Origin of the sequence: Epilithonimonas pallida, assembly GCF_900182975.1 — a bacterium.
Taxonomy (GTDB): domain Bacteria; phylum Bacteroidota; class Bacteroidia; order Flavobacteriales; family Weeksellaceae; genus Epilithonimonas; species Epilithonimonas pallida.
Map to the genome: position 1 here is coordinate 103,863 of NZ_FXUO01000009.1, position 18,149 is coordinate 122,011.

Sequence of the window (18,149 nt, forward strand, 5' to 3'; positions counted from 1 at the left end):
TGATTAGGGTTTATTCTTCAATGTCAAAATCAAAAATTTTGTATTCTGGTTTTCTAAAATATGGATATCCAATATTAATTATCCTTTGTTGACTTTCTTCGTCAATCATAAATGTAAAAGATTTATCTTGAAAAGTATTTTCAATTAATTCCCTAAACCATTTTATTGTATAGATTCTAAAAGTATTATTATACATTATAAAAGTTGGTGTGTTAATTATAAAAATACCTTCTAAATTTATTTCTGGTAATTTATATGAATGACTATTTAGAATTACTTGAAAATGTTCTTCCAATAAAGTTTTATTTCTTGATAAAAAATCAAGTTTTCTTTTCATTGTTTTATTGTAATTATTTTTGTTCGTTTCAAAGTAGGCATAATCGTTTTTATAATTATTCATATCATAACGACTGATTAGGTGTTTACTATCCGCTATAAATATTTTATCATTTAGAATAAAAATAAAATCTAATTCGCCACAATCTGAGTTATCAATATTAATATTTTGATTATTCCATTTCTTTAAATTTTTTATATTCCTATCGAAAATGATATTGTTATTTTTTAAAATTTTTTCTATAGCATTTTCTAGTATTTTATCATTTTTTGTATATAGAGACTTTATATAATCTTCAAAACACGGGCATTCCCATTCCAGAGGATATTTTTTCCACCCAAATGCATTTGTTGATAATGAGACCATACTTTCAATAAAAGATTCGGGACTGATAATAGCATAGTCATTTCCATCAACATTCCATACTAATATAGGTCTATAAAGATATTTGTTTAGATTATGAGGTTTATATATTTCTTCATTGATGGACATTTTATTTAATCTGGTTAATGTCAGTCCTGCAAATATTTTATTACCAATTTCAATAGGAACTTTAAAGAAGTGTTCTAAATTTATGGCGAAATATTTCCATTCAATAAAACTATATTTTCCTGCTTCTAATGACTTATGAATTTCTTCTATGATTGTTGGAATATTATTAAAATCTGTTTTAAAACAATTTTTAAATGCATCTTTAAATTCTTGAATATGGTTTCCATCCACAACAGCTTCTTTCAAATGTTCGGGATGTATTTTCCCAAATTCATTTATTATAAACTCATAATGATGTTTGTGGTCAAAATAAAATAAATCTTCCTCCGTAAATTTTAAATCAATGCAATCTTCAACTAGGTGTTGTTCAGCTAAAAGATTTGATATTGCAAACATAAAATCACCCAAATAAAGCAATTCATCTATAATAGGTTCTTTCTCTTTAAGATATTCTTTACTTCCTATTTTACCAGATTTTAGTTCCAAATCACATGCTTGCTCAAGACATAACTTCAAAACTCTTCTATAAACAGCAAAATCTTGATTTCTCATTTGTTTTATCGGAGAATAATTTGGATTTTCGGAATGAAATAGACAAGAAAAATCGTGTAGTAAAAATAATCCTAGGTAAAATGCTGAATCTATTTGTGTACTCAGTACTTTCAAAAAATTACTTTGAAACCATTCTAATGAAAAGAAAAGAATGTTTTTTATTTCTTCCTCATTGTAACTTCCTTGTCCAAATTTTTCAATTAATTCGGCAGATAATAAAGGTCTAAATTTATTAATTGCTGTTTCATCATACCAAGCAATTAATCTTCCATTAGGAGTAAAATATATAGGCATCAGTTAAAATAATAATTATAGAATATTTATGTTAATATGGTAAAATTAAAGACTTAACTTCATCCCCAAATTTCGTGAAATACACTTTCTTAATATCCGTAGTATTTTTATCAGATATATAAACAATTAGGTCAGCATCCATTTTCTGTTTTACTTCTTTCCAGAATCCGGGTTTTACCTCATCATTGTATTGTACTTTCTTTACAATAATATCTGCATCGGATTTATTCTTAGTTACATAAACAACCAAATCTGCATCAGATTTAAAAGTCGTGTAATAAACTTTTTTGAGCCGAAATTTTTAGACTTATAAAAAAGAGTAGGAGAGTGTAGATAATTTTCAAAGGTTATAAGTTTTAGTTTAATCAAATATACTTAATCTCCGTTAAATTAAAATTACTGTGATTTTTGGAAAATCGCCCGGCGGAAATCTCGCTAATATGAGCGACTTGAAAAACATAAAAAAATATTGATGATGTCTAGTTATTTAATTTGAGTGAAATTAAATATTATATTTGTAGTAGAAATATATACCAATTGATTTGGTAAAATAATATTCGTACTAAAATAGTCTTGTAAGTAGAAATCGGCAAAATTTCAATTAGCAAAACAAGACGGATTTGTTAGTACGCCTGTAAAGGCGTATTCGTTCCGTTGTTTTGCTATGGCTTTTGCCGAGCCTCTACTTACAGCGTGATATGGATACGCTGTTTTTATTTTCAGTAAATACGGTTTTCCGTAAAGATTATTTTAGGATTCAATTTAGATTTGAAAACTAATTTATTTATGGAAACTGAAAACCTACAAACTAATCCTGCAAATTCTAAACAATGGTATGATAACAAAATTCTGTTGATTGTACTTTTCTTTTTATTTCCGCCAATGGGAATTTACGGAATGCTGAAACACAAGACAGCTATTTGGAAAAAAGTAATCTATATTTTACCATGCGCATTTCTACTACTCTTATTTCCGACTGCTATAATTGCTTCTTTTTTTATTGATAATTATAAAGAAGGTATGGATAGCTATTATAAAAGGGATTACAAAAATGCAGATTATTTTCTGAGAAGGGTAAAACCAGATGATGCACATTATAAAGATGCTCTTGCAAAGATTGCAATATTAAAACCTAAAATTGATAGTATAGAATTAGAAGAAAGGCAAAAAGAAATTGCAAAATCTAATAAAAAAGAAGTTGAGCCAAATAAATTAACTCCAGAAGAAATACAAACTCTTAAAGATTTTCAAACTAAATGGTCTGAGAACATTGTAAAAGATTGGAAGGGAGACTATTTTAAAAATAGTTCAGTATCAAAATCAGGAGATACAATAAAGTTTGAATTAATAAAAGTTGCCTCAACTGGCAATTGGCAGAGTTCGGCTGAGATGAACCGAGAAATATATCAGAAAGAATATGATAGTTTATTAAAACAAAATTTTAATAATAAATATAACCTCTTAAAGACAAAAATTATTATTATTCCTGATTCCGGTCAGCAAAAAATTAATGAGGCATTGGCTGATAGAAAACGTCAAATAAAAGTTCAGTTTTCGGCTTGGGATGGTTCTCATAGGGAATTAAAACGTCTAGTGAAAAGTGCTATGAATGACCCATCTAGTTTTGAACACGTGAATACTACTTACAAAGATAAAGGAGATTATATTATAGTGCAGATGTCATTTAGAGGTAAAAATGCCTTTGGTGCAACTGTTTTAAATGCTGTAACTGCTAAGGCTGACTTAAATGGGAATATACTTTCAGTATCGAAATTTTAATTTAAAATAAAACAATCAAAATGAAAACAACAATTACTTTATTATTTATTCTTATTTCCTCCGTAACCTCATCGTTATTTTCTCAGGTTTCATCTAGTAAGGAATATCTAAAGGCAACAAATCATTTATGGAATATCTGCTATGATTTGAATTATTTGAAAAATGCCGAGGATGTGCAAAAAGAAAGAAGTTCTATTTTGCCGGTTTTGAAAAAGAATATAGAAAGTGCTAAAAAGGATTACACACTACTTAATACAAAATCTCCAGCGGATAAAGATGTTAAACAATTAGGTCTTTGGATAAAGACTATTGAGAAATCTTATGAAAACCTAAGTAGTGAAAGTTGGGAATCTAACCCGATTTGGCAAATGGGATTTACTCTTATAGAAATGGATTTACGAGATTTCGTAAACGAAAAACTATAATTTAATCTTCACCCAATTAAATATTAACTATTAAAACCCTGAATTTTTCGCTAATAGGTATTTACCCTAGTTTGCTACTTATTTTCTAAAAATAAAATTTAAAGGGTGGGGCTTATTTTTGTTAGATTAAAAATTTAACTGTGAATTTTGGAATTTTTTTTCGCAAAAATAGAGGTCTATCCTAGTTTTGTTTTCTTAAGACTGTCGGTTTCTCTATGTTTTGAGTACTTCTCTGCACCTATTAGCATTGATAATGAGTTAGTTAATAAAAATAGGCTACTGGTAAAAGTAGCCTAAAAAAATAATCGAAAAAGTGACTTCTTTAAACCCCCTAAGGTCTGTTATTCCCTTTATTAATAAGGGTTGAGACTTGATTTTGTTGAGATGAGGTTAAATTCAGATTTTTGATAAAACTTACCAAAATCGAGGCTTTTTTTTCACTCGGGATTACATTAAGGTAAGAGTTTAGTTTCCTAAATTCTGGATGTATCTTCTCAAAGATAAAACTCTGTATCTCACTTTCTCCTTGTGTAAGATTTCCCTTAGGAAGTATATAAGGTAATATACCTATCAGTAATCTCATTCTTTTCTCATAGTCCATTACGGGAAAGTTTCTTACTTCCCTTGTAAACTGTTCCATAAAGATTTCTGTTAGTTCCTTTCTCAGGTCTTGTCTGATACTGTTTCTTGACCCGGGTTTTCGCCCGGCTTTTTTCGAATTTTGATTTTTCATTTTAATAGATTTAAAAAGTGTGTAACAATAATTCCATACTAATAAGATGTTCAAAGAACTCATTGATGAAATTGATTTTGTTTCTAGGATTACGATTTTTAAAAGTGAATACTTGTAAGTTGGATTTTCTTCTCTTGTTATAAAAGACAATTAATAAATCCTTCTTTCCATCAGCGTTAACATTGTCTCCATAATAGAAATTTTGACCTAATGGAATAAGACCAGTAAACAAGATTTTTTTCTTTCCCTTGAAACTTTGAATTACATATTTTGCCCGCTGATTTTTTAAAAATTCTTCTTTGGGCAATTCAACCCTGATAAAATGAATATCAGTTCTCTTTTTGTCTCCAACTAAATCATAGACATCATTGGATTTCTTACTTTGCGAATACTCGCAATGTTGAACTCGAATCGCACTCATATAATAGGATTTTTAGAGTTAGATTCTTGTTTTTGCAATGCTTTTTCCACATCCTCTGGTTTGTAGAGGACTCTTTTTCCGATTTTAAGAGGAATGAGAATTTGTTTTTTTTGCCAGTTATTAAGTGTCTGCATTGAGACGTTTAACATTTGGCTGACATCTTCCCTTGTTAGAAATTTGTCTTCAATAGTAGTAAAACTGGTGTCAAGTTTTTCACTTGTAGAAGAATCGTTATTTTGAATTTCTTCTAAAACTTCCAGTGCAACCTCCTTTAATAGTGATTTAAGGAGCATTCTGTCTGAAAGATGCAAAGAGAACATGTCTATTTACATCTAATAATATGGTTTAACATAGAGTAAAGTTAGCTTTATGTAATTTTACTTGCAAATTTTTTGAGTAAAAATTTTCAATTAGTTTATTGATATACAATTGTGTGCATTTATAAATTCTATTGATTTCGTATGAATAAAGGAAAGGTTATGCTCTTTTCAAAACAGGTTTAGGGTTTTTAAGTTCATCTTGTTGTTCCCAATATTTATTAAGTTTCTCAATATGGTCTTTTTGAGTTGTTTTCAAATATTTGTGAAACTGTGATAGTGATTTGTGTCCAGTACATGCCATAATAGTTCTGTCCGGCAGTTCTCCATAATGGTTGGTTGCAAAACTCCTTCTTGCAGTATGGCTAGAAATAAGTTTATATTTAGCATATAATCCTTTTTCCTTTCTATTTGTTATTGGGTTTTTGATATTTCCAAAAACCTCTTCCGTTATACCTGCTAATCTACATAGTTCTTTTATGTAATCATTGAATTTTTGAGTTGATATAACTTTTGGTAATTCATTTAGTCTCTTATCCAGAATTTTTCTAACTTGTGGATGAATTGGAATTTCGACCATTTTGCCTGTTTTCTCAGTTTCAGGAACAACCAATGTATTTTTTGTAAATAAGGAATAATTAATATTTTTCAAATCACTAATCCTTAATCCAGTCCATAAACCTATGATAAACAAATCTCTTGCATTGTCTAAACTTTCATTATGAGTTAAGTTAAGGTTGTAGATGAGGTCTATTTCTGATGGGTTTAAGTAAGTATCAAATGTTTCGTCTGTTTTATACGTGAATTTCCTACTTTCAATCTCATCATTTATTTCCAATTTTTGTTCTTTTGCTTCTCGAACAAATAGTTTAATCTGGTTAACTACTTTGGCAATATAAGTGCCAGAATAATTAAGTTCATCTTTTAAGTAATGGGTTAGTTTTTCGTGGAATTTAATGTTTATGTCTGTAATTCTCAATTTTGTGTCATAGGTCTTCTCAAATTCCTTTATTTTATTTAAAGTAGTAACATACTTCTTAATTGTATTTTCGGCTATTGTTTTACCAGAAATAGGATTTCTCCTTATCTTAGAATCTTCTATAAATTTTTCAACAAAAGGAACGAAATAGATTTTGTGCTCTTCTATTCCTTCTGGTCTTTTGTGAAAATCCTGAACGGTTTTTTTTAGCCATTTAGAATCTATAATAACACCATTACTATGGTCGATATTATATTTTACTAATATTTCTTTTTTAAGATTGTCTATTAGGGGTTTACAATGGTTCTTAATAGTAATGTCGGTATTTGCTTTGAAATTTTGCATTTTCTCACTCCAGTCATTTGGATTGACTAAAATATGAGACTGCGCATTACAATCAATCTTTTTACCCAAATAAAAACGGATGTTAAGATTAGAAGGGTTACTTTTTTTGATACAAGAAAATTTGATGTTCGCCATCTTAATTATTTATGATAGCAAAGATAAATAATCCCGATATAATCCCGACATTTCTCTTTATTTTATTTGATTTAAATTTTTCTTGTTAGAATTTAAAATTCTTGTAAGTGCTGTTAATATTGGGTTTTTGGTAATAAAAAATTAAAATTAAAAAAACTTGAATAAATTAAATATAGTCCCGTCTGGGGTACATAACGGGAGTTGATTGAAGAATCAGCTCCCGTTTCTTTTTGTAACCTCTGGAAATCCCGATTATATCTGCAAAGTAATGAGATTGCCTCATTGAAAGGAAGGGTTCGGAATTTATTTTTTTCAAAAATTAATTTTTCTGTGAAGTACGAACCCAATAAAAGAACTTTTGTTTCTACAGTAGCATTTTTGTAAAAATCATCGAGGTTTGATATTACTGTAAGCCCGAATGACAGGAACTTATTCAAATCATCGTTAGAGGCGCTGTGTTCGTTTTTTCTTAATTTCAATTCCACCAATTCTGATTTTTTCATTTCCGACATTTTTAAATACATGCCATCGTCAATAATTCCACTTATGTTTTTATCCACAAGTGTAATTTGCTCTTTTTCTATTTGATGTATTCTGTCCTCTATGCTTTTTGAGAGTTTAATGCTCTCTTGCAGTGTTTCTTGATACTCATCAATTAAAACCTCTTCAAATAATTTTAGAATGCCTTTTGAAGGTTTAGCTTTGGAAAGAACTCTGTATAGTTCTTCGTGAATAATTTCAGGGCTGTATTTTTCTCCACAGTTTTTTGAACATCTATATGAAGAATGAAATGCTTTTTTCTGCTTGCCATTGTTGCTGGTGCTTCCATAGAGAGGACTGCCACAACAAGCACACAGTAGAAACCCACTTAAAGGAAAGTCGGGATTCTTAGGTCGGATTTTTTTGACCATCCTGTTTCTGCCGTTTTTAATGTCCTGTACGGTGTAAAATAATTCTTCTGAAATAATTGCTTCATGAAAACCTTTTTGCAGATTGTAAGGAGATATTTTATGCTTTTTAAGGTCGATATAACCTGCGTATAAAATATTACTTAACGTTATGCTTAAGGATGACTCAGAAATATTTAGTCCCTTTGCTTTGTATTTTTTAACTAACTCTGCCTGTGTAAATAAACCTGTGGCGTAATCTTCAAATAATTCTTTTATTAATGGTGCTTTCTCACTTGGTACTATCCCTTTTTTTAAAGTACCATTTTCATTAACTCTTCCCCACTTATAACCATTAGGGGGAGTTTTAATATATCTTCCATTTTTCATTGCCCCATTTTCCCCAAGCCTAGCCCTTTCATTAATAGTAGCCCTTTCATATTCAGCAAATGTAAATTTTAAATGCATTATCATTTGACCTTGTGCGGAATCAATATCATTAATCCATTCATCAACAAAATTTACTTCAATGCCTAATTCCCTAATATCTTCATAGCCTTCAATGCCAGTTTTAACTCCTCTTGTAAATCTGTCGGCTTTCTTAGTTAAAAAAAGGTCAATATCTCCTCTGTTTTCTTTTAAAAATTTATGCGCCTTTTCAAATTCAGGTCTTTTAAAATTTTTACCAGAGTAGACATCTACATAAGTGTTTAGAAGAATAATATTATTATTCATACAAAAAGTTTTGATGCTTTCTTTTTGGCTTTCAAGCGATGTGCCGTCTTTCTGACTAGCGGAACTTACACGTAAATATCCTACTGCTGTTTTATACTTTTTGGTCTCCATCTTTTACTTTGGTTTTTACAGTATTAGCTTTAAACTCTTTGATAGTTATTTTTGCCTGTCTTTGGAGTTCAAAAAGAATTTTTTCTATCTCCTCATCAGAAAAATTTTCTCCTTCATTTTGTAGAATTTTTCTGGCTTTCTCTTTCGTAACCATACCTTAAAGTTTTATACTCGTCTCCAGTTCATCATTGATTGCTATATCAATTTTTTGAAAGTCCCAATTAATGATTGACTTCATTACTTCTTCGTTTTGGAGTAAACTTTGAGAGGTTTCAATAAATCTTATATCTCCTTCTTTCAGATGAAATTTGAGATGCTGATAATCTCCTGTTTTGAGAAAGTAAAGCAGGAGCATTTTATTTTTATCTTCTAACGGATTTTGAATTTTAAAATCTTCGGACAAGGCATTATTGGGATATTCTAAAGCGATGTAATCCTCCAGCTTGAAAATAGCGTGAACAGGAAACTTTCCCTTTGGAAACCACTTCATATATGCCTCAAATGAATATAGTTTTGCATTTCCTTCAATCGGGATATATAAGATTTGTGGCATTGCAAACAGAGTTTTAATAACCTCTAATTTGAATAACGAAAAATGTTTGATTGAGGATTCTAACAAAGTCTTTCTGGCATCTTTTAGGGTGTCTATTGGGATTCCAAATTTGCGGGCTTCAAAAACTATATTAAGCCAAATGTTCTCTAGTCTGTTATACCTTCTTATTTTGCCTTTATCTCCTTCTTGTATCTTAATGACATCTTGTGCTAACCAGCTGTTCACTATTCTTGCAGGATGTTCTGGCTTAATTCCTGTTTTATATTCTTGCAGGCAATAGTTTAAAACATCATTCTTCAAGAAGTGGATAAGTTCTAAAGGTAAATCTCCGTAAACATCTAGCAATGCTTTGTCACTTAGGCTTTCTTGCTGTTTTCTTGCTTTTTCAATATCTAATCCCATAATGTAATATTTTAACAAAGATATAAATTTTACATTAATATGTAACAAAAATATTATTTTATTTCAAATAAATGTATTTTTCGGATTTTCACAAAAAAAACTTTCCTTTTATAGGGAAAGTCTTATATAATTTAATTGACTAAGTGAGATTAAAATGGCAAGTCCTTATCATCATCAGTATAGTCATGGATTATAAAATTTTGCGTTAATTTTTTAATGAATACATCGTTCCTATTTTTAGCTCTTGCAAACAAGGTAGAGTATTTCATAATTTCAGTATAGATTGTGCCATCTTGATTTTTTCTATGCCTGAAAAAGCCTGATATAGGTTTTGCTGGTCTGTATAGATAATCGAAAAAAGTAGCTTCTTTAAAATCTGAATCCTTCGACCGAACATCAAAAGTATCTATTTGCTCACCGAACAAGTAACCATAAAAGGTAGTAAACTCGAAGTCATCCGTACTGAAATTTCTTATAAGAGTAGCGTAGTTTTGAATTTGATTTATGTAATCGGAGACTTTTGCATCAGTAGATTTTAATTCAATAATCACACATTTACCTTCTTTTGGAAATAATAAAATGTCAGGTCTTTTCCCATATCTATCTTCCTTTAGAGAATTTTTAAAATTACGTTCTTCCTCTGTCAAATCTTGCTCATCTCTAAAAATCTTTTTACCATCAACTTTAACATTTTCTAATGTCGATTCAGAACATCCCTCAAATAGTATAAAGTCTTCGTTAAGTAGCCACAAATCACTTGAGTCTGGAGTTCTATTTTCTGTGTGTTGTTTGAAAATCAAATTATGAATCAAAGCCTCTGTTTTAGAACGTTCTCCACCATTTTGTACAGTAAGTTTATTCTCAAGAACTTTATCAAATAAATCAAGAACTAACTTTCTTCTGGCAACATAATGTGTAAGTGCTTTTCGATTTTGTAATGGAATTTCCTTTACTAGTTTGTTTATACATAGATTTAAGTCTTCTTGATAGTTCTTTGATGTCGGGTCTAAATTATCTAACTGGTCAACTTGTTTTTTTATCCTTGAATCGGATTTGGCTATCTGTCTTGATTCAGCAACGTAAAATTTCTCAAGTATGCTCTCTTCAGTATCATTAAGTGATATAGAAATTTCTTTTAAAACCTCATCATTCAAAAGAAACATTTCTTTAAGTTCTTCTATCTCTTGCTGTTTCTCTTCAATTTTTTGTTGGATTTCGGGATACGCATCTCTTATAGTTCCATTTGAAAGTTCTTCTATATCTTCCAGCATTATTTCTTCCTCTTGGAAGATATTAAAATCTTTTTTAAAGGTATCTTTTGTTGGAATTTTAAGTTCTCCTCTTACATCGGAATCACGGTCATTGATATAATTACTTGAAACAAGAAATAAAAATCTATGGTCTTCAAAATTATCTTTGTTTGAGACGCTCGTTAAATTTATTTTCTGCTTATCCAGTTCAACTATTTCATTTTTACTTATAAATTTTATAGCATTCTCTGATAATTTATCCTTTTGTATTTTGAAGGATTTTATGCTGAATGCCTCTTTTTTATTTGCTTTTTCAATAGTCCGACTGTCCAGACTTAGTTTGTAATAATCAACCTCAAAAGGCAATGTTTTATCCTCCGAAGGAATGTCATCTTCTGTAATTGAAACTGATTTGTCAAATTCTTCATTGATGTATTGTTCAAGAGTAATCTCAGGTAGATTTTCTTTTATTAAGCAGAATCTTTGAATGTAATGATTAAGTAATTTTTCTTTTAGTTCCTCTACTTGAAATAGATAGTTAATTTTATCTTTATCATCAATAAGTCCGCTTAGTTTTAAAGTTGTTCCTGTTAAATCTGTATCAACATCAACTGTAGATTTGAGGAAGGTAAGCGTGTTGTTTGTATGAATGTAATTTTTACTTTTAGAAATTTGGAAATTTCTTTGCTTGAATCCCTTGCCACTTTGAAAAGTACTTGTGTATTCACAATCGTTAAAATAATGTACAAACTGGATTCTGCCCGAGCCTTTATTGTTAAATCCTTTTCGGGAATCCTTGAATGTTAGAAATCTATTGAATTCAGTATCATCAAACCCTTTTCCATTATCCTCAATTATAATTTTATCAAATTCTAAACCTCCATACAAGTCTTTCAAAAAATAACATTGTAAAGTTACTTTACCTTTATAATTAGGGGTTGTAATCGATTCTATTGACTCTAAAGAGTTGGTAAAAGATTCATAAATTGGTTGTAAAGGGTTTGGGCTTTTTTTTACTTCACGGATGATTTGGGGATAATAAACCCCATCTTTTGTAATAAAAGTATTATCCGAAAAGTCCATAGTATTTTTTTGTTTTAGCAAAATTATAATTAATTCTGAAATGGAAAGTGCTAATAATTGTAATTATTTGATTAACGAAAAATTCTTCAGTAATTTTATTTAATTTTAGTATTGTTAGATAAAGAGTTATCGTTACCAGTATTAATCGAATTTCCAGTGCCATTACTATTGATAATTGTTTGGTGCATAATGTTGGTAATCTCGGTATTCTTTCTTTTTAAATCTTTTATTTCTATATCATCTCCAAATTCATTTTCTATTGTAAGCAAAAAATCTAATAATTTGCTTCTGACACAAGCAATGATAGAGACAATATTTGCTTTTGGGATAATTTTGTTACAAGATATAATACTGAGATAAGGATTTCCCATATTTATCCAATTGTTTTCAATCATTTGCATAATTTCAGCTCGTACTGGTGTTCCTAGTGTTCCTTTTTCTTTAACTAGATTTTCTAAAGATTGAATGCTTTCGTAAAAATTACTTGTTCTAAGCGATTTTTCAAAATCTTCATCTAAACCCATTGTTGGAATTTCATGATCTGGATATTTCCAATTTCCGTTTAATATTGTCCCTTTTAGAGCGTTCCAGACGTTTTTTCTATAATTAGGTAGGGTGCTTTCAGAATTATAACCAGATAATTCGGAATTAGTCCAACTCAACAATTCTTTATTGCCTATTCTGCTTGCTAAAACTTTAGTTTTAAGTAAGGCGCTATTTAATGATAAACTATCATCAACAAGTTCATTTACAATTTGATTTATTAAATCCATTTGGTGATAATTAGCTCATCCCTATATACGTTTTTAATAGTGAGGCTAACAAATTAGCACTTACAGCAGTACTAATTTTTCCTACTCCGTTTAAAGACTTGTTTAATATTCCAGCAATCCAACCATTAGCTTTTGTACCCAGTCTATTATTTTCAAAATCAGGTTCTTCCTCAGCAATTATTGTAGTAATTTCTTCAATATCAGCTTCCTCTATTCCTTGATTTCTTAGTTCATTCTGGAGTCTTGTTAAATCACCCTTATTGATTTGAACTTTATTGTCAATCTGGTTATGGTCTCCAGTATTAATTAAGTTACCGTCACCATTGTTATTAATTGTCGTACTCATATAATTATTAATTGTTTGATTATTAAGTTCTGAATTTTTATTAAAAGTTTCGATTTCGATGGAATATCCAAATTCCTTTGCAATACTCATTGCAAAATCTAAAAGTTTCGTTCTGATAGCATTAGGGATTTCTACTACTATATTTTCATTAGTGCATAAACTTGCTCCAATCACGTCCATACGGACGTCTGATTTATATAGTTTTCTTGCAGGCTCTTGTAAAATACTTAAAATTTCCATCGGAAAAGAAGTACATAATTCCCCTGAATCGTTTTGTAAAGTCTCATTTCTCATTTTTTCAATCGCAGCAATTCCTTCTTTAACTCTGACATATTGAAAAACTTCATTGTAGGGCTTCTCTAGCATAGAAACGGGCAAAATTCCATTATGTCTATTCCAACCTGCCTGTAAATTAATTCTTAGCATCCCTACTGCTTTTCTATATTCAGGGACTTCATCACTTGGGCTGTAGCCGTTCAATTCCTTATTTGTATAGCTTATAAGTTCCTCATTATTGATTAATCGTCCAAAATAATTAAGTTTTATCAAGGCAGCGGATAACGATTTTTCTGTATTGATAATATCTTCAATGACTTCTTGTAGTGGGAATGTTGTTTTCATAATTATTTAGCTATAATAAAAGTAATGTTTTTTTATCAAAAAAAATATCGTACAAATACTTAATTCATACGATATATCAAAACTCTTAAAAAAAGCTTATTCAATATTTCCCAAATCAATCAAGTCATCACTTCCAGAGCGTCCAGGTTTATAGTAAGCTGTTCCCTTCAGTTCTGCCGGAATCTTGTAAACCAGATTAGTTGTTTTAGCTGTCAAAGGGTTTATTTGGTCAAGTAATAATCCAAAGCCTTGTGCCATTACTGTTTCAGATTTGTCGAAAGTATAATCTTTACCGTTATAATTTACCAAAACTTCTCCATCCATCAGCATACGGCTTTCATTGCTCGTATTTTTGAATGTGGTATTGATGATGAGGTAGCGTGTCCCAGATTCTGGTTTCAAATCCGAAAACTGATTGCCTGTGCTTACGGAGTTTTGTACGCCAACCTTGTTTACGGTTACCTCAAAATATTCTGTTGGCAGAGTTTCTCCTACTTTCTTGTAGCTAGCTTTAACTTCTGTTGATGCACCAGTTGCGCTCGAACTGGTCGACGTTGAGGTAGATTTCTTATCGTCTCCGCTACCCATAGCAATGAATAAGAAAAATGCGAATGTAGAGGCAGAAGCCAGATGTTTAAAATTTTTGTTCATGATGTTGAAATTTAAGTTTATAATTAATTGAATTTTTAAAGATGAGTAGAGGTAGGACACCTCCAAGTATGTACAGCAATAAGTCCATTGGGTCAAAAGTTCCCTGCAAAATCCCGAAGCATTGTGCAACCTCGGAAGCGATGGCGATAGCTGGAATGATACCAATCCAAAAAAGATTCTGAACAGTGATAGTATTTTTCCAGATATAAAGCATCAGACAAACGTAAGAGAATAGCCACAATCCGTCTGGAAGAGACAGTAAAACCCAGTCTGGAATGTTGTAAGAAACCGCCAGAGCTGACTTTCTAATATTGCATTCAAGAATATTAATCCCGAGCAAATCGAGCCACGAGAAGACTTTCAGGCTGGATGACCTGAAAAGGATGTAGATTAATGTCCCAAGAATAAGACTGAATAGGCTTCCAAAAATCAACTTATTATATTTCATCGGAATGCGAAATAAAAGTTAATTCTGGAAAGTTTTTTACGGTTTTCCGTATTTACGACTATTTTGGTCGATTTTTGAGTAAGATTCTTTTTCATATAAATGTGAGTTATTGAAAAGAGAAAGGTGTGTAATGACATCCATTCCCTTCTCAGGCTACTGGTATAACCCTCTCGGAAGAATGAAGCAAAACACACCCGTAACGAGTGCATCTTACAGTCATTTTTTCCGAGATTAAATATTACCAGTATTTTGAGAAGGAAAAATTCACTGCTAAACGCAATTATCTATATGTTATTTACAACCTTATTTTATTCGTATAATTTTTTATGTTTTTTCGTTATTAGCAAATATATAAATTATTTTCAATCAATTTTCGTGGATGCGAAAATCTCTTCATTGATGGGTGTTTTAGAGTGATTTGATGAGTGACTTGATGTTGGGAATTTGATAGTTTTCCTTGCGTTATTTCCCTTCAAAGCCTCTTTTGGAGCAATTCCTTGTTTTAAAAATTTAAACGTTTTTAAAGGCTTTATTTGAAGCCTGTTTTATTCAGCATTGTAAATCGGCAAAATTCATATAAATTAAAGTCTGTTTGAAAATATAATTTGACTAAAACAAATAAATAATTATGATTTGTGCTTTCGCTTCTATTAACTAAATCACTTCTAATAATTGTGTTTCTTCTATAAGAGAATTCTGTTAATCAATATTTGCTATTCATGTACTCGCTGGCTCTTCTTATAGATTCTTCTCTCACCCTTTCTTGCTCTTCTTGATAGTTTGGTTTTACATCTTTTGGATATCTAAGTATACCTAAGCTCACTAAACGATATTCCAAACTTTGCTTGCTAGTTTTGAAGTGTTCCGACAAGTGGTCAATATAAGTATAGAAATCTTTCTTGTTGTCAATCTGATGGTCTACATAAATTGTTCCTTGATTTCTGCTGACACCTATCTTATTTTGAATTTGGATTAATCTTGCAACAATTGAAATATGAGGCATCAAAATACTTGCTGCAAAATAGTTTGCTTGCCACTCAATCCAATTTTTATCATTTTTTATTTCATATTGCTGTGTAAAAATGTTATGATGAGAATCCTTGAAGTTATTATATGCTATTTGGTTCATTTTTAAATCCCTATGAAGAACATAATGACCGATTTCATGAGCCAAAGTGAAAGCATACCTTTCTGTGCCTACAACAGAGTTATCAATAAAAATTTTATTATTTTCGGAATCGAAATATCCCAACAACTTCCTTCCTTGGTTGTCTTCTAAATGAACATGTTCTACGCTTAACTCATATTTGCTTTTGAGATATGATATTAATTTGTTTAAGTCTAAGCAGAAAGCGTTCTCCAATATTTGTACATCAAACTCATTAAGAAAATTGTTAGCAATATTTTGAATTTGTTCAGCAGAAAGTCTTTTAAGACCTTTTACATTCTTAGGAAGTAAAGCATTCTCTATTGTCTTTTTTATTTTATCATCAAACTCCGAATCTTTATCAGTTTGATTTTTTAATTTATCAGTTTTATGTAGAACAATATTGTAATTATTATCATCAACTTCGATAAGCATCATCCCATAGGATTTCAATGTTTCCATTGCTCCACTTTGTAGCCTATTATTTGTAATGAAAACACCTTTCGTAGCAAATCCTTCAATTTGACTAATGTAATCTGCAAATGTTGAAATGTCATCCACGGGAACAGGATGCGAGTAGTTTTTACATTCTACAAGGTACAAAAGAGTAGGGTTTTTTGCATTTGGTGGCGTAATCTCGATTGCCAAATCAAATATTATATTCTTTTTTCTCCTGAACGAGTAATAGCCTTTTTTTCTAAAGACTTTGCAAAATTTTGGAATCAGACCTAAGTCATTGTTATTTATAGCTTGCTCTATTACATTGTAAGATATTTCTTCAAAGTCATCTCCAAGTTTTACCGTATTCATTTTATGTCAGTTATAACACAAAAATATAGACATAATTGATTATATCAAAATTTCGATACTAACAATAATGGTTTGTATTTGTTAATAAAAAACAAAAAAGTTTCATTAATAAATTTATTATCGTAATATTGCAATATAAAAATACCAATTATGGGACTTACTAAAACAGAAATATTCACAGATGAGCAAAACAATCTAGCTTCTCTTTTTAAAGTTTTGGCACATCCTGCAAGAATTGCAATCCTCCAATACATCATTAATCAGAAAGCTTGTATCTGTAATGACCTTGTAGACGAATTGGGATTAGCGCAAGCAACTATCTCTCAACATTTGAAAGAATTGAAAAATATCGGGATTATTCAAGGGACTATCGAAGGAAAATCTGTTTGCTATTGTATTGAGGATAAAAAATGGAAAGAGGTTCAGGGATTGTTCAATCAATTTTTTGAACAAGATGTAAAAGTTGGGCAATGTTGCTAACAACTTTTTTTATAATTCCTATTATCGTCATATTGCAATATATAAATCAAATAACATCAATATTAATTATTATGAAACTATCAAAAATCAAAGCAATCTTACCTACACTGAACAATGTAGAATTTCAGTTAGAGAATGGAAAATTTGTCCCTGAGCATTTCCACGTTACAGAAATAGGGGTTATCACAAAGAATTTTATAGACTGCGGTGGCAATACCAGAAATGAACAGGTTGTCAATTTTCAATTGTGGGATGCTAACGACTTTGAACATAGGTTGAAGCCTACCAAACTCTTTGACATCATCACACTATGCGAAGACAAATTGGGAATCGAAGATTCAGAAATAGAGGTTGAATATCAAAGCGAGACCATTGGTAAATATGATTTGGATTTTAACGGAAATAATTTTGTTCTGAAAAATAAACAAACTGCCTGTCTTGCCAATGAGGCTTGTGGAATTCCAGAAGAAAATCAAAATGTGGAAACATCCGATTTGAATACTTCGTGCTGTACTCCCAACTCAGGTTGTTGCTAAAAAAGACTGTATTATGGAAATAAAACTTATAACCAAAGACAACTTTTCGGAAGTAATAGAAATTTACAAGCAAGGATTGGCAACTAACGTAGCCACCTTTCAGAACGATTTGCCACAATGGGAAGAATGGGATAAAGGACATCTCAATTTTTGTAGAATAAGCATTTATGATAATGGCAAGATGATTGGCTGGGCATCTTTGACACCAGTTTCAAGCAGATGTGTTTATGCTGGTGTTGCTGAGGTAAGCATTTATATTGCACAAGACGAGCGAGGTAAAGGAGTTGGGAAAACTCTTTTGGCTGAATTAATCCAACATAGCGAAGAAAACGGCATATGGACATTGCAGTCGGGTATATTCGCCGAAAATCAAAGCAGTATCAAGTTGCACGAGAAATGCGGATTTCGATTAGTTGGCTACCGAGAAAAGATAGGTAAGAAAAATGGGGTCTGGAAAGACAATGTCCTTATGGAGCGTAGAAGCAATAATATCGGAATAGATTAATA

Annotated in this window: 19 protein-coding genes and 1 pseudogene; 5 read left to right on the forward strand and 15 right to left on the reverse strand. The window is 30.6% G+C overall.

Going from position 1 to position 18,149, the window contains the following annotated elements; all coding sequences use genetic code 11:
- Positions 1–10: 10 nt before the first annotated feature.
- Both QOL71_RS15920 and QOL71_RS15925 read right to left on the reverse strand, forming a co-directional pair.
- Positions 11–1,675 (reverse strand): hypothetical protein, encoded by a 1,665-nt coding sequence (locus QOL71_RS15920; RefSeq protein ID WP_283417878.1) that lies wholly within the window; start codon positions 1,673–1,675, stop codon positions 11–13.
- Positions 1,676–1,706: 31 nt separating this feature from the next.
- Positions 1,707–1,949: pseudogene (locus tag QOL71_RS15925) on the reverse strand (7(1) septoil knot domain-containing protein); the annotation flags it as partial.
- A 512-nt stretch (positions 1,950–2,461) separates the two neighbouring features.
- On the opposite strand from QOL71_RS15925, the gene QOL71_RS15930 reads away from it, so the two are divergent.
- The gene (locus QOL71_RS15930; RefSeq protein ID WP_283417879.1) at positions 2,462–3,454 is read left to right on the forward strand and encodes a hypothetical protein; all 993 of its coding nucleotides are present in this window, start codon (positions 2,462–2,464) and stop codon (positions 3,452–3,454) included.
- Positions 3,455–3,474: 20 nt separating this feature from the next.
- Positions 3,475–3,879 carry a hypothetical protein gene (locus QOL71_RS15935; protein ID WP_283417880.1) on the forward strand — a complete coding sequence of 135 codons (405 nt, stop codon included), beginning with the start codon at positions 3,475–3,477 and terminating at the stop codon, positions 3,877–3,879.
- A gap of 331 nt (positions 3,880–4,210) precedes the next feature.
- On the opposite strand, the gene QOL71_RS15940 is transcribed toward QOL71_RS15935, so the two are convergent.
- The 13 genes from QOL71_RS15940 to QOL71_RS16000 all read right to left on the reverse strand — a co-directional run bounded on the left by QOL71_RS15940 (position 4,211) and on the right by QOL71_RS16000 (position 16,626).
- Complete coding sequence (locus tag QOL71_RS15940) at positions 4,211–4,612, reverse strand: hypothetical protein (protein ID WP_283417881.1); 402 nt, start codon at positions 4,610–4,612, stop codon at positions 4,211–4,213.
- A gap of 10 nt (positions 4,613–4,622) precedes the next feature.
- Positions 4,623–5,033 (reverse strand): hypothetical protein, encoded by a 411-nt coding sequence (locus tag QOL71_RS15945; protein ID WP_283417882.1) that lies wholly within the window; start codon positions 5,031–5,033, stop codon positions 4,623–4,625.
- Positions 5,030–5,326: a helix-turn-helix domain-containing protein gene (locus tag QOL71_RS15950; RefSeq protein WP_283417883.1), complete on the reverse strand. Its 297-nt coding sequence runs from the start codon at positions 5,324–5,326 to the stop codon at positions 5,030–5,032. Before QOL71_RS15950 ends, QOL71_RS15945 begins: the two co-directional genes overlap by 4 nt.
- Positions 5,327–5,510: 184 nt before the next feature.
- Positions 5,511–6,743 carry a tyrosine-type recombinase/integrase gene (locus tag QOL71_RS15955; RefSeq protein WP_283417884.1) on the reverse strand — a complete coding sequence of 411 codons (1,233 nt, stop codon included), beginning with the start codon at positions 6,741–6,743 and terminating at the stop codon, positions 5,511–5,513.
- 179 nt (positions 6,744–6,922) lie between these two features.
- Entirely contained in the window at positions 6,923–8,542 is a 1,620-nt protein-coding gene (locus QOL71_RS15960) for a recombinase family protein (protein ID WP_283417885.1), read from the reverse strand.
- On the reverse strand, positions 8,523–8,696 hold the full coding sequence (locus QOL71_RS15965; protein ID WP_283417886.1) for a hypothetical protein: 174 nt from the start codon (positions 8,694–8,696) through the stop codon (positions 8,523–8,525). Before QOL71_RS15965 ends, QOL71_RS15960 begins: the two co-directional genes overlap by 20 nt.
- A gap of 3 nt (positions 8,697–8,699) precedes the next feature.
- Positions 8,700–9,497, reverse strand: coding sequence for a hypothetical protein (locus QOL71_RS15970; protein ID WP_283417887.1), 798 nt, complete (start codon positions 9,495–9,497; stop codon positions 8,700–8,702).
- Between the two features lie 149 nt (positions 9,498–9,646).
- Positions 9,647–11,830, reverse strand: coding sequence for a type I restriction endonuclease (locus tag QOL71_RS15975; protein ID WP_283417888.1), 2,184 nt, complete (start codon positions 11,828–11,830; stop codon positions 9,647–9,649).
- A gap of 95 nt (positions 11,831–11,925) precedes the next feature.
- Complete coding sequence (locus tag QOL71_RS15980; protein WP_283417889.1) at positions 11,926–12,603, reverse strand: AbiTii domain-containing protein; 678 nt, start codon at positions 12,601–12,603, stop codon at positions 11,926–11,928.
- Between the two features lie 10 nt (positions 12,604–12,613).
- Positions 12,614–13,570, reverse strand: coding sequence for an AbiTii domain-containing protein (locus QOL71_RS15985; RefSeq protein ID WP_283417890.1), 957 nt, complete (start codon positions 13,568–13,570; stop codon positions 12,614–12,616).
- Positions 13,571–13,666: 96 nt separating this feature from the next.
- Complete coding sequence (locus QOL71_RS15990; protein WP_283417891.1) at positions 13,667–14,221, reverse strand: DUF4352 domain-containing protein; 555 nt, start codon at positions 14,219–14,221, stop codon at positions 13,667–13,669.
- Positions 14,205–14,669: a hypothetical protein gene (locus QOL71_RS15995; RefSeq protein WP_283417892.1), complete on the reverse strand. Its 465-nt coding sequence runs from the start codon at positions 14,667–14,669 to the stop codon at positions 14,205–14,207. Before QOL71_RS15995 ends, QOL71_RS15990 begins: the two co-directional genes overlap by 17 nt.
- Before the next feature lie 703 nt (positions 14,670–15,372).
- On the reverse strand, positions 15,373–16,626 hold the full coding sequence (locus QOL71_RS16000; RefSeq protein ID WP_283417893.1) for an ImmA/IrrE family metallo-endopeptidase: 1,254 nt from the start codon (positions 16,624–16,626) through the stop codon (positions 15,373–15,375).
- A 150-nt stretch (positions 16,627–16,776) separates the two neighbouring features.
- Between QOL71_RS16000 and QOL71_RS16005 the strand changes: the two genes are divergently transcribed.
- From QOL71_RS16005 to QOL71_RS16015, 3 genes are all read left to right on the forward strand, one after another.
- Complete coding sequence (locus tag QOL71_RS16005; RefSeq protein ID WP_283417894.1) at positions 16,777–17,106, forward strand: ArsR/SmtB family transcription factor; 330 nt, start codon at positions 16,777–16,779, stop codon at positions 17,104–17,106.
- A gap of 71 nt (positions 17,107–17,177) precedes the next feature.
- Entirely contained in the window at positions 17,178–17,642 is a 465-nt protein-coding gene (locus tag QOL71_RS16010) for a DUF6428 family protein (RefSeq protein ID WP_283417895.1), read from the forward strand.
- 13 nt (positions 17,643–17,655) lie between these two features.
- The gene (locus QOL71_RS16015) at positions 17,656–18,147 is read left to right on the forward strand and encodes a GNAT family N-acetyltransferase (protein ID WP_283417896.1); all 492 of its coding nucleotides are present in this window, start codon (positions 17,656–17,658) and stop codon (positions 18,145–18,147) included.
- Positions 18,148–18,149: the final 2 nt, after the last annotated feature.